This window comes from Cupriavidus pauculus, from assembly GCF_022179805.1.
GTDB classification, from domain to species: Bacteria; Pseudomonadota; Gammaproteobacteria; order Burkholderiales; family Burkholderiaceae; genus Cupriavidus; species Cupriavidus pauculus_E.
The window spans coordinates 534,072-546,503 of sequence record NZ_BPUO01000002.1; the positions used below are offsets into that span (position 1 = coordinate 534,072).

Here is a 12,432-nt window from a genome sequence, read left to right on the forward strand (position 1 = left end):
GAGGTCCTTTCCTCAGATCACGGTGTCCCACGATGCCGACAGCCGCATGGCACCGTTGATCAGGCCGACCATCGAATAGGTCTGCGGGAAGTTGCCCCACATCTCTCCGGTGATCGGGTGTGTGTCCTCCGACAGCAGCCCCAGCGGATTGCGCGCGGCCAGCATGGCTTCGAAGATCTCGCGCGCTTCCTCGCGGCGGCCGATGCGCGCCAGCGCGTCGATGCGCCAGAACGTGCAGATGTTGAACGCCGTCTCGGGCTTGCCAAAGTCGTCGGGCGCCTCGTAGCGGCGCATGTACGGCCCGTCGCAGAGCGTCTCTTCCAGCGCCTTCACGGTCGAGACAAAGCGCGGGTCCTTCGGGTCGATGAAGTTGACCTCGGCCATCAGCAGCACGCTGGCGTCGAGTTCCTTGCCGCCGAAGCTTTCCGCAAAGGCCTGGCGCTTCTCGTTCCACGACTCATCCAGGATACGCTGCTTCATGCGGTTGGCGTGGTCGTGCCAGTAGGCAGCCCGCGCGGGCTGCTCCAGCTTCTCGGCGATCTTGGCCAGGCGGTCGCACGCCACCCAGCTCATCAGCGCCGACGACGTATGGATGCGCGCACGCGTGCGCAGCTCCCACATGCCCGCGTCGGGCGTGCCGAACACGCGCACGGCCTGCTCGCCCACGTCCTCCAGCCGGTGGAATTCGGCCAGCCCGCCGCGATGCAGCAGCCGGTGGTCATGGAAAGCCTGCGCGGCGGCCAGCACCACGTTGCCGTACACGTCGTGCTGGAAGTGCTCCTGCGCCTGGTTGCCCACGCGCACCGGCCCCATGCCGCGATACCCGCCAAGATGGTCAAGCATGCTTTCGGGCAGTTCGCGTTCCAGTCCGATGCCGTAGAGCGGCTGGATATGGCCGTCCTGCGACTGCATCACCACGTTCGACAGCCAGCGCAGGTAGTCTTCCATCGTGCCGACTTCGGACAGGCTGTTCAGCGCACGCACCACGAAGAACGCGTCGCGCAGCCAGCAGTAGCGGTAGTCCCAGTTGCGGGCACTGCCCGGCGCCTCGGGAATGCTGGTGGTCATCGCCGCCACGATCGCGCCGGTTTCCTCGTAGAGCGACATCTTCAGCGTGATGGCCGCGCGGATCACCGCTTCCTGCCATTCGCGCGGCACGGCCAGCCGGCGGCTCCAGAGCTTCCAGTAGGCCGTGGTCTCCTGCTCGAAATCGCGCGCGATGTCTTCCACGCCGTGCGTCAGCGTCTCGTCCGGCCCCAGGATGAAGTTGTAGCCGCGCGTGACCAGGAATGGCGTGTTCGACAGCACATAGGCCAGCGGCGCGTCAGTGGTCAGGCGCAGCGTCAGGTCCTCGCCGACGAACCGCGCATGGCTGCTGCCGCGCGTGATCTGCGGCTTGGTGCGGCCCCAGTTGAAGCGCGGCGACACCGTGACGCGCACGCGCGGCGCGCCCTTGATCGGGCGGATGCGACGTACCAGTGTCAGCGGCCGGAAGTAGCGGCCCATGCGAAAGAAGCGCGGGCAGAAGTCGGTGATCTCCAGGCAACTGCCGTGCTGGTCGATCAGTCGCGTGCGCAGGATGGCCGTGTTCGGCTCGTACCACTGCGTGGCTTCCTTGAAGTCCTCGATCTCGATATTGAAATGGCCGGCGTTGTCGCTGGTATCGAGCAGCGCGTTGAAGACCGGGTCGCCGTCGAAGCGCGGCATGCAGCACCAGACGATGCGGCCACGGCCGTCGACCAGCGCCGAGAACGCACAGTTGCCGATCATGCCCAGCGACAGCGACGGACAGGCATGGCGGCTGCCGCAGTCGCTGTCGGTGTTCACCGCGGGCGCTTCGGTGGCAACGACGTGGTTGAGGTTGGCAGATTCACTCACAACGGGTCCTCCCTGGCAGGCGATGGGGGTGAGAGGGGAACATCGCCGTTCCGGCGCGCCATCAGATGGGTGAGCGCGTGCGCGGAACGGTGCAGCCAGCTACGCAGGGCGGCGGGCCCCGGCACGCTGACGGTTGCGGCAGTGGCGCGCTGGCCGACAAGCAGGCCAACGCCGCCAAGTTCGCGTACCACGGCAAAGCCGGCTTCGTCGGTGACGTCGTCGCCGGCAAACAGTGGCATGCGTCCGGCAAACGGCGCCTGCCGCATGAACGTGGCGATTGCACCGCCCTTGTCCACGCCGGCCGGCTTGATCTCGATGACCATCTTGCCGGGCAAGGCATCGAGGCCGATGGCATCGCGCAGCACATCGGCTACGGCGGCGCGCACCAGCGGTTCCAGTTCCGGTACCTGGCGGTAGTGAATCGCCACGGCCACCGATTTGCGTTCCAACTGCAGCCCCGGATGCTTGTGCACCAGCGCCTCCAGCGCCGGCAGCAGCGGGCCGATGCCAGGCGCGGGCGGGCGCACGATGCTTTCGGCGCCATGGCGGAATTCCGCGCCATGCACGCCGGCGGACGGCAATCGCAACGGTTGCAGGAAGTGGTCGAGTTCGTCCACGGGACGTCCCGAGACGATGGCCAGCGCGCCATCCAGGCAGACATGCAACGCACGTAACGTGCCGACCAGTTCAGGTTCCACCTGCACCAGCTCGGGGCGTGGGGCAAGGTCGGCCAGCGTGCCGTCAAAATCCAGGAACAGCGCGGTATGAGGTTCGATGAGAGGTAGCGGAGGCATCGCGTGAAACCGTAGCACGTCGATTTGGCAAGCGTCCACCGGACGCTGTCCTACAACAGTGGCGCTTGCCGCACCTGCGCAGCGGCCACCCCTCGCAAGGGGCCCCGATGTGCGCCATCCATTATCATTGGCGCTTTCCGCCGATTTTTCCGGCTTTTTTTGCCACTGGTCCGTGGCGCACGCATACGATGACCCGCACCCCCGCAAAACCCGACTATCTGAAGAAGATCCTGACCGCCAAGGTGTACGACGTGGCCCAGGAGACCGAGCTGACCTACGCCCCCGCGCTGTCGGCGCGCACCGGCAATGCGGTGTGGTTCAAGCGCGAAGACACGCAGCCCGTGTTCTCGTTCAAGCTGCGCGGCGCCTACAACAAGATGGCATCGCTGAAGCCCGAGGAACTGAAGCGCGGCGTGATCGCGGCGTCCGCCGGCAACCACGCGCAGGGCGTGGCGCTGTCCGCCGCCCGGCTGCAGTGCAAGGCCATCATCTGCATGCCCACCACCACGCCGCAGGTGAAGATCGATGCCGTGCGCGAACGCGGCGGCGAATGGGTGCGCATCGTGCTGCATGGCGATTCGTACAGCGACGCCTACGTGCACGCGGCGGAACTGGAGCAAAAGCACAAGCTCACGTTCATCCATCCGTTCGACGACCCCGAGGTGATCGCCGGCCAGGGCACCATCGCCATGGAGATCCTGCGCCAGCACCCGGGCCCGATCCACGCGATCTTCGTGGCCATCGGCGGTGGCGGCCTGATTTCGGGCATCGCCTCGTACGTGAAGGCCGTGCGCCCCGAGATCAAGGTGATTGGCGTGCAGACGCTGGACTCCGACGCGATGAAGCGCTCGGTGGATGCCGGCAAGCGCGTGGAACTGAAGGACGTGGGCCTGTTCTCGGACGGCACCGCCGTGAAGCTGGTGGGCAAGGAAACCTTCCGCATCACGCGCGAACTGGTGGACGAGATCATCCTGGTGGACACCGACGCGATCTGCGCGGGCCTGAAGGATGTGTTCCAGGACACGCGCAGCATCCTGGAGCCGGCCGGCGCGCTGGCCGTGGCGGGCCTGAAGGCTTACGCCGAGCGCGAGAAGCTCAAGAACCAGCAGCTCGTGGCGATTGCCTGCGGCGCGAACATGAACTTCGACCGCCTGCGCTTCGTGGCCGAACGTGCCGAGGTGGGCGAGGCCCGCGAGGCCATCTTCGCCGTGACCATCCCGGAAGAGCGCGGCAGCTTCAAGCGCTTCTGCGAGCAGGTGGGCACGCGCAGCGTGACCGAGTTCAACTACCGCATTGCCGATACCGGCGTGGCGCACATCTTCGTCGGCCTGCAGATCGCCAGCCGTTCGGAGAACGAGAAGATCGCCGCCAACTTCCGCCGCCACGGCTTTGACACGCTGGACCTGTCCAACGACGAACTGGCCAAGCAGCACATCCGCTACATGGTGGGCGGCCACTCGCCGCTGGCGCATGACGAACTGCTGTACCGCTTCGAATTCCCTGAGCGCCCGGGCGCGCTGATGCGCTTCCTGTCGAGCATGAGCCCGAACTGGAACATCAGCCTGTTCCACTACCGGAACCAGGGCGCCGATACGTCCAACATCCTGGTCGGTATCCAGGTGCCGAAGAACGAGAAGCGCGAGTTCCGCAACTTCCTTTCCACGCTCGGTTACGTACACTGGGACGAGACCGACAACCCCGTCTACAAGCTGTTCCTGTCCTGAGCCCGACCATGACGCTTCCTGAGCACTCGCCGCTGGGCAAGCCCTCGGCCTATAAGACCGAGTACGACCCGACGCTGCTGTTCCCGATTCCGCGCCAGCCCAAGCGCACCGAGATCGGCCTGGCCGAAGGCAAGCCGCTGCCGTTCTTCGGCGTGGATATCTGGAATGCCTACGAGGTGTCCTGGCTGAACCTCAAGGGCAAGCCGCAGGTGGCGCTGGCCACGTTCATCATTCCGGCCGACACGCCGAACATCGTCGAGTCCAAGTCGTTCAAGCTCTACCTGAATTCGTTCAACCAGAGCAAGATCGCCTCGGCCGAAGCGCTGCAGCAGTTGCTGCACCACGATCTGTCGGCCGCCACCGGCGGCACGGTGCAGGTGCGGCTGGTGACCGAGTCGGACCTCGGCAAGCAGAAGATGGGAGAGCTGGACGGCCTGCTGCTGGACCGCCTGGATATCGAGACCGATATCTACGAACCTGACGCGGGGCTGCTCAAGGCCGACCAGGAAGCATCACCGGTGGAAGAATCACTGGTGTCGCACCTGCTGAAGTCGAACTGCCTGGTGACGGGCCAGCCGGACTGGGGCAGCGTGCAGATCCGCTACGTGGGGGCGCCGATCGACCAGGAAGGGCTGCTCAAGTACCTGATCTCGTTCCGCAACCACAACGAGTTCCACGAGCAATGCGTGGAGCGGATCTTCACCGACGTGCTGCGCATGTGCAAGCCGGTCAAGCTGGCCGTGTACGCGCGCTATACGCGGCGCGGCGGGCTCGACATCAACCCGTTCCGCACCAACTACAACACGCCGTGGCCCGATAACCGGCGCAACGCGCGGCAGTAAGCGGGGGTGGCGCCCGCCACCCTCAGAACTCAGCGTGGGCCCGGATACCGATGAACTTGGCCGGGCCGCGATCGCGGTTGTAGCCCGGGTTTCGCACGTACTGGAAATCGGGGCTCAGCGTCAGCGTCTTCCACACCGCGATGCTGTAGTAGATCTCGACGATCTGTTCCGGTCCGTAGCGCAACGCGCCATCGCCCAGGAACGCCCCCAGGCCGCCTGCGGCCAGGTAGTTGCGGTGCCCCGATCCCAGCATGTTCACGGCCACGGCCAGACCCACCTCGTCCTTGGGACGGCCCCAGCGCGCGCCCTTCATCGTGCCGCCTGCCGACACCTGCCGGCCGATTTCCGTGAAGGCGTAGGTTTCGGTCTTGTCGTCTGACCAGTTGGCACGCAGGAACACGCCGGCGTCGTTGGCCACCTCTTGCAGGAAGGCCAGCCCCACCCCCCATTTGCTGTGCTCGCGGCGCACGTCGGCCACATCGGGCGTCACGCCGTTGGCCTGGCCAAACGCGATGGCGTCGTTGAACGCGCCCATGTTCGCCTTGTTGCGCCAGAGCAGCAGCCGGGCCTGTCCGGGGCGATCCGCCACCGTGTAGCGCTTCTCCAGTTCCAGCATCTGGCCGTAGTGCTCGAACAGCCGCGTATCGAGCTCGCGCCCGTTCGACTGCAGCGGCTGCAGGAAGTGGCCCACGCGCGCCGACCAGGTATCGCCGACGTATTCGAGCGCCGCGCCCCAGTTGTAGCCGCGCGAATCGGCCGGGTAGTCCCACGAACCATGCGTCATGAACGACCAGTTCATGAATTGCGTGCGCGGGTCGGACCCGTACGGGTTCTGGTCGAACACGTCGATCACGCCGAAATTGCCGGCGGTCAGCACCACGCGGCGCTTGTCCACCGTGCGCGCGAACTGGTTGAAATCGGATTCCAACGTTTCGTCGCCGCCGCCCATGCCCCAGTACTGCCGGATGAACGCGCGCGCGCGATAGAACTTCGGGGTCGTGCTGGCCGTCTTGGCCAGCTCGCCATTCGACAGGCCGCCCATCCCGTGCAGGTCGGAAAACGGCACGCCCTGCGCCACCTCGGGATTGAAATGGAATTCGGCGCCGCGCCAGAGACGCAGCCCCAGGTCGAGCGTGCCCGTGAACGAGTAGCTCTTGGCGCGATCGGGCGTCAGGCTGTTCTCGCCCGAATACGGCGCGTTGAACGCGGGCTTGCGCTGCCAGATCCAGGTGGTCTGGCCATGGATCGCGAACGGGTTTTCCATGTCGGGCGCGTCCGGGCTGCTTTCCTGGGCGTGGGCCGCCCACGGCAATGCCATCGCAGCCACGGCCAGGGTGGCAAATCGACGGGCAAAGCGTGGGCGCAGCCCCAGGAAGGCGGCCGGAATACGAAATCGCAGCATAGGAAAACCGGAGATGACGGGCGCGCCGCTCATGGGCACCCTGTGACTGGCGCGAAGCATAGCCAAGCCGTCATGACATGTCTACCTGCATTTGCTGCGTTGCAACATCCCGCCAGCCGATGGCGGACAACAGCTCGCGGGTGATGCCGGGCCGACGTTGTAACAGTCCTTGTATTAATTAACTCGAAAATTAATATTGAGCGCATTGCAGCCTGTCGATAGCACCCGCGCCCCATGCCCTCCAGCAAGCCATCCGATCCCAAGCGCCGCCCCGGCCGGCCCACCGCGCAAGTCGCCGATGCCGGCCAGCGCGACCGCCTGGTCGATGCCGCCGTCACGCTGTTCGCCAGCCATGGCGTGGCGGCCACGTCGACCAAGGCGATTGCCACGGCGGCCGGCGTCACACCGGCGCTGGTCCACTACTACTTCCGCGACCGCGAAGCGCTGCTGGACGCCATTTTCGAGGAACGGCTGCAGCCGCTGATCGGGCAGGTGTTCGACACGCTGCAGGCCGAGCAGGCCGATCCCGTGGCCCGCATCCAGGAGCTGGCCGCGCAGTTGATCCGCACCGCCGCCGCCACGCCGTGGTTTCCGGGCCTGTGGATTCGCGAGATCGTCGGCACCGAAGGCCAGTTGCGCGAGCGGATGCTGCAGCGCGTGGCCGTGCAGCGCGCGCAGTTCATCGCCGGCCCGCTGGCCGCCGCGCACGCCCAGGGCCTGCTCAATCCCGGCCTGGAGCCGGCGCTGGTCATGGTGTCGCTGATCGGGCTGACGCTGCTGCCGCTGGCCACCACACACATCTGGCGCGCCCTGCCCGGCGCCCAGAACATCGACACCGAAACGCTGGTACGTCACGTCACCGCGCTGCTTGGCCACGGTCTGGCCGGGCCGGCGAAAGATCCCGCCTGAATCTGGAATCACGGAGCCAACATGATGCATTCCACCCTGATCCGTTCCTGGCCTCTGCTGCTGGCCGTCTCGGTCCTCTCCGCCTGCAGCCGGGACAAGCCCGTCACCTGGCAGGGCTATGTCGAAGGCGAATTCGTCGCCGTGGCCTCGCCGTTTGCCGGTCGACTCGAAAAGCTCTCGGTCGAACGCGGCCAGCAGGTCGGCAAGGACGCGCCGCTGTTCATACTGGAATCGGACGACGAGCGCGCCGCGCGCCAGCAGGCCGCCGAACAGGTGCGCGTGGCCGAAGCGCAACTGGCCGATATCCAGACCGGCAAGCGCCCCGTGGAAGTGGCGGTCAACCAGGCGCAACTGGTGCAGGCCCAAGCGCAGGCCGCGCGCAGTGCCGCGCAGCGCAAGCGCGACGACGCGCAGTTCGACATCGGCGGCATCTCGAAGGCCCAGCTCGACGAAAGCCGCGCCACGGCCGAGGCCGATGCCGCGCGTGTGCGCGAACTGCAGCGCGATATCGACGTGGCCCGCCTGCCCGGCCGCAAGGACCAGCTTGCCGCACAGGGCGCGCAGGTCGATGCCGCGCGCGCCGCGCTGGCCCAGGCCGAATGGAAGCTGTCGCGCAAGTCGGTCAACGCCACCGCCGCCGGCCTGGTCTACGACGTGCCGTTTCGCCCCGGCGAATGGGTGCCCGCCGGCAGCGCCGTGGTGCGCATGCTGCCGCCCGGCAACGTCAAGGTGCGCTTCTACGTGCCGGAGGCCGTGGTCGGATCGCTCAAGAACGGCCAGACGGTGTCGATCCGCTGCGACGGTTGCGCCGCGCCGGTCACCGCCAAGATCACCTATGTCTCGAACGAAGCCGAGTTCACACCGCCGGTCATCTACAGCAACGAGACGCGCGGCAAGCTCGTATTCCTGATCGAGGCCCGGCCCACCGCCGACGATGCACCGAAGCTGCGTCCCGGCCAGCCGGTGGAGGTGGCGCAGTCATGAGCACGCAACCGGCACCCGCCCACGCCAATGGCGGCAATGGCAATGGCCACCGCAACGGCGAACTCGTGATCGACGTGCACGACCTGAATAAGCACTTCGGCGACAAGCACGTGGTCAACAACCTGACCATGCAGGTGGCGCGCGGCGAGATCTTCGGCTTCCTGGGCCCGAACGGCAGCGGCAAGACCACGTCGATCCGCATGATGTGCGGGCTGCTGACGCCGGATTCCGGCTCGGGCACCTGCCTGGGCTACGACATCCTCAAGGAGGCCCCGGAGATCAAGCGCAACGTCGGCTACATGACGCAGCGCTTCTCGTACTGGGAAGACCTGTCGATCCGCGAGAACCTGGACTTCGTGGCGCGCGTCTACGACATGCCCCGGCGCCGCGAGGCCGTGGATCGCGCGCTGGAAGACCTGGGCCTGCAATCGCGCGCCGAACAACTGGCCGGATCGCTGTCGGGTGGCTGGAAGCAGCGCCTGGCGCTGGCCGCGTGCCTGCTGCACGAGCCCCAATTGCTGCTGCTGGACGAACCCACCGCCGGCGTGGACCCCAAGGCGCGCCGCGACTTCTGGGAGCAACTGCACCAACTGGCTTCGCGCGGCATCTCGGTGCTGGTCAGCACGCACTACATGGACGAGGCCGAACGCTGCCACAAGCTCGCCTACATCGCCTACGGCACGCTGCTGGCGCAGGGCACGTCCGCCGAGGTGGTGGCCAGCCAGCACCTGAGCACGTGGAGCATCGAGGGCGACAACCTGGCCGAACTGTCCGCGCAACTGCAGGGCAAGCCCGGCGTGGACCAGACCGTGGCATTCGGCACCGCGCTGCATGTGACCGGCAAGGACGCCGCGCAACTGGAACAGACACTGAAGCAATACGCGGGCGCGGACAAGCGCGTGACGCAGACGGAAACCAGCCTTGAGGACGTGTTCATCCACATGATGGGCGGCGCCAAGGACAACATGGCCGCCACGCCCGCACCCAAGAAGCCACGCGGGCAAAAGGAGGCGTCATGAGCGCCACCCGCCCAGCCGCGCCACGGCGCGTGGTGTTCTCGGTGCAGCGCTGGTGGAGCATCGTGCTGAAGGAATTCCTGCAGCTACGGCGCGACCGCATTACGTTCGGCATGATCGTCGGGCTGCCCATCGTGCAGTTGCTGCTGTTCGGCTTTGCCATCAACAGCGACCCGCGCCATATGCCCACGGCCGTCATCGTCGCCGAGCACAGCGACTTCTCGCGCACGTTCATCGCGGCGATGGAGAACACCACGTACTTCAAGATCGTCAAGACGTTGCCCGACGAAGCATCCGGCCGCGAGGCGCTGCTGCGCGGCGACGTGCAGTTCGTGGTCAGCATCCCGCACGACTTCTCGCGGCGCCTGCTGCATGGCGACCGTCCGCAGATCCTGGTGGAAGCCGACGCCACCGATCCGTCCGCCACGGGCCCCGCCATCGGCGCGCTGGCGAGCCTGCCGGACACCGTGGCGCGCATTGACCTGAAGGGCGCGCTGGCATCGCTGGCCGGCGGACAGCCCGCATTCGACGTCAACGTGCACCGGCTGTACAACCCCGAGGGCATCACGCAGTACAACATCGTGCCCGGCCTGATGGGCGTGATCCTGACGATGACGATGGTCATGATGACGGGCCTGGCGATGACGCGCGAACGCGAGCGCGGCACGATGGAAAACCTGCTGGCCACGCCCGTGCAGCCCATCGAGGTGATCTCGGGCAAGATCGTGCCCTACATCTTCATCGGGCTGATCCAGGCCACGATCATCGTGCTGGCCGCGCACTTCGTCTTCGCCGTGCCGTTCCTGGGATCGGTGCTGGCCGTCTACATGGCCGCGCTGCTGTTCATCGCGGCCAACCTGACCGTGGGCATCACGCTGTCGTCGCTGGCCGCCAACCAGTTGCAGGCGGTGCAGCTCACGTTCTTCTACTTCCTGCCCAACATCCTGCTGTCCGGTTTCATGTTTCCGTTCGCGGGCATGCCCACGTGGGCGCAGTGGATCGGCAACGTGCTGCCGATGACCTATTTCAACCGGATGATCCGCAGCATCATGCTCAAGGGCAGCGGCTGGATCGAACTCTGGCCCAACGTCTGGCCCGTGATGCTGTTCACGGTCGTCGTCATGACCATCGCGGTGCGCTTCTACAAGCGCACGCTCGATTGAATACGCGGAGACCTGTCATGCGTATGTATCCCACACGGTTCCCTACCCTGCTTGCCGCGCTGGCCGCGCTGATGGTTGCCGGCTGCGCCGTGGGCCCCGACTTCAAGACGCCCGACGCGCCGACCGATCCGCGCTACACCACCGGGCCGCAGCCCGTGCAGTTGCCTGCGGCCGGCTTTCCCACCCAGACGCTGGCCGCCGGCGACGTGCCCGCGCAATGGTGGACGCTATTCGGCAATCCGCAACTGGACGACACCGTGCGGCTGGCGCTGGCCAACAGCCCCACGCTGACGCAGGCGCGCGCCCGGCTGCGCGAGGCGCAGGAGAACCTGGCCGCGCGTACCGGCGCCACGCAGTTTCCGCAGGTGGATGCCAAGCTCAACGCCACGCGCCAGCAGGTGGACCTGACCTCGGTCGGCATCACGCAGTTTCCAAGCCCCGGCCCGTTCACGCTCTACAACGCCAGCGTGCAGGTGTCGTACGCGCTGGACCTGTTCGGCGGACAACGGCGCGAACTGGAGGGTCTGAGTGCCACCGTCGACTATCAGCGCTACGAACTGGAAGCCGCCCGGCTGTCGCTGGCCGCGAACGTGGCGACCACGGCGATCCGCGAAGCAGGTCTGCGCGCGCAACTGGCCGATACCGTGGCCATCGCGCAAGCACAGGACCGCCAGCTTGGCATCATGCGCGAGCGGCTCAAGGCTGGCGGCGTGGCGCGCGTCGATGTGCAGCGCCAGCAGTCCGAACTGGCGCAGACGCAGGCGCTGATTCCGGGGCTGTCGCAGCAACTGGACGCCGCGCGCCACCAACTAGCGGTCTACACGGGCCAGTCCCCGGGCAGCGCGCAGCTTCCCGAATTCCGGCTCGAAGACCTGCACCTGCCCGAGTCCTTGCCACTGAGTCTGCCGTCCGAACTGGCGCGCCGCCGCCCGGACATCCGCGCGGCCGAGGCGCTGCTGCATCAGGCATCGGCCGATATCGGCGTGGCCACGGCCAACCTCTATCCGCAGATCACGCTGACCGCCAGCGGCGGCACGCAGGAGATGCGCGCACGCGACCTGTTCAACAGCCTGAACATCTGGAGCCTGGCGGCCGGCGTGGTACAGCCCGTGTTTCATGGTGGCGAGTTGCGTGCGCAGAAGCGCGCCAAGGAAGCGGCCTACGAACAGTCGCTCGGCGCCTATCGGCAGGCTGTGCTGCAGGGCCTGCAGAACGTGGCTGACACGCTGCGCGCGCTCGATGCCGACGCCGGCACACTGCAGGCGCGCGCCGACAATGCGCAGCAGACGCGCGACACGCTGGGTATCGTCAGCGAGCAGTACCGGTTGGGGGGTGTGAGTCAGTTCACGGTGATCGATGCGGAACGCCAGGCACGGCAGGCGGCGCTGGATTTGTCGCAGGCGCGGGCGGCAAGGCTCGCGGATTCGGCGGCGTTGATGCAGGCGTTGGGTGGGGGATGGTGGAGTGAGTAGGTTTTGGTTTTGAGGTGATGGTGATTGAGGCGCTGGCCCTGGGCCTGTCAGCGTTTTTGTGTTCAGGGCAGTTAAAGGCTCACCGTCAACTTAGCCGGTGAGCCAGCATTATCTCAGCGATGCGGGGTGGGTGAAGCGTTCCTCATAGAGAATAGCAAACTGGTTCATGGCAGCCTTCCAGTCGTGCGTTGAACTGCCCCACTTGCCGGTGATGTTGCGCAGGGCCAGCCATAGCAGCTTGGTTGCCG

The 12,432-nt window shown here is 66.5% G+C and carries 10 protein-coding genes and 1 pseudogene; 7 read left to right on the forward strand and 4 right to left on the reverse strand.

What is annotated here, in order from left to right:
* Positions 1 to 12: 12 nt before the first annotated feature.
* Together MFF62_RS06060 and otsB are read right to left on the reverse strand one after the other, a co-directional pair.
* The gene (locus MFF62_RS06060) at positions 13 to 1,770 is read right to left on the reverse strand and encodes a glycoside hydrolase family 15 protein (protein ID WP_238261233.1); all 1,758 of its coding nucleotides are present in this window, start codon (positions 1,768 to 1,770) and stop codon (positions 13 to 15) included.
* Positions 1,771 to 1,874: 104 nt separating this feature from the next.
* A complete protein-coding gene (gene otsB / locus MFF62_RS06065; protein ID WP_238261173.1) occupies positions 1,875 to 2,672 on the reverse strand; it encodes a trehalose-phosphatase in 798 nt (265 codons plus the stop codon).
* Positions 2,673 to 2,860: 188 nt separating this feature from the next.
* Here otsB and ilvA point away from each other — a divergent pair, with 188 nt between their 5' ends.
* Positions 2,861 to 4,396: a threonine ammonia-lyase, biosynthetic gene (ilvA, locus tag MFF62_RS06070; protein WP_238261175.1), complete on the forward strand. Its 1,536-nt coding sequence runs from the start codon at positions 2,861 to 2,863 to the stop codon at positions 4,394 to 4,396.
* A gap of 8 nt (positions 4,397 to 4,404) precedes the next feature.
* Positions 4,405 to 5,238 (forward strand): NADPH-dependent 7-cyano-7-deazaguanine reductase QueF, encoded by an 834-nt coding sequence (gene queF, locus MFF62_RS06075; protein WP_238261177.1) that lies wholly within the window; start codon positions 4,405 to 4,407, stop codon positions 5,236 to 5,238.
* A gap of 22 nt (positions 5,239 to 5,260) precedes the next feature.
* Here the strand turns inward: queF and MFF62_RS06080 are convergent, their stop codons facing one another.
* Entirely contained in the window at positions 5,261 to 6,640 is a 1,380-nt protein-coding gene (locus tag MFF62_RS06080) for a carbohydrate porin (protein ID WP_404990667.1), read from the reverse strand.
* Positions 6,641 to 6,874: 234 nt separating this feature from the next.
* Between MFF62_RS06080 and MFF62_RS06085 the strand changes: the two genes are divergently transcribed.
* From MFF62_RS06085 to MFF62_RS06105, 5 genes are read left to right on the forward strand one after another with little or no spacing between them, the layout of a single operon-like run.
* Positions 6,875 to 7,549, forward strand: coding sequence for a TetR/AcrR family transcriptional regulator (locus tag MFF62_RS06085; RefSeq protein ID WP_238261179.1), 675 nt, complete (start codon positions 6,875 to 6,877; stop codon positions 7,547 to 7,549).
* Between the two features lie 21 nt (positions 7,550 to 7,570).
* Positions 7,571 to 8,533: an HlyD family secretion protein gene (locus MFF62_RS06090; protein WP_238261181.1), complete on the forward strand. Its 963-nt coding sequence runs from the start codon at positions 7,571 to 7,573 to the stop codon at positions 8,531 to 8,533.
* Positions 8,530 to 9,552: an ABC transporter ATP-binding protein gene (locus tag MFF62_RS06095; RefSeq protein ID WP_238261183.1), complete on the forward strand. Its 1,023-nt coding sequence runs from the start codon at positions 8,530 to 8,532 to the stop codon at positions 9,550 to 9,552. Before MFF62_RS06090 ends, MFF62_RS06095 begins: the two co-directional genes overlap by 4 nt.
* Entirely contained in the window at positions 9,549 to 10,712 is a 1,164-nt protein-coding gene (locus tag MFF62_RS06100) for an ABC transporter permease (RefSeq protein WP_238261185.1), read from the forward strand. The genes MFF62_RS06095 and MFF62_RS06100 overlap by 4 nt, the downstream gene beginning before the upstream one ends.
* A gap of 17 nt (positions 10,713 to 10,729) precedes the next feature.
* Positions 10,730 to 12,184 (forward strand): efflux transporter outer membrane subunit, encoded by a 1,455-nt coding sequence (locus MFF62_RS06105; RefSeq protein ID WP_238261187.1) that lies wholly within the window; start codon positions 10,730 to 10,732, stop codon positions 12,182 to 12,184.
* 108 nt (positions 12,185 to 12,292) lie between these two features.
* Here the strand turns inward: MFF62_RS06105 and MFF62_RS06110 are convergent.
* A pseudogene (locus MFF62_RS06110) lies at positions 12,293 to 12,432 on the reverse strand (IS256 family transposase); the annotation flags it as partial.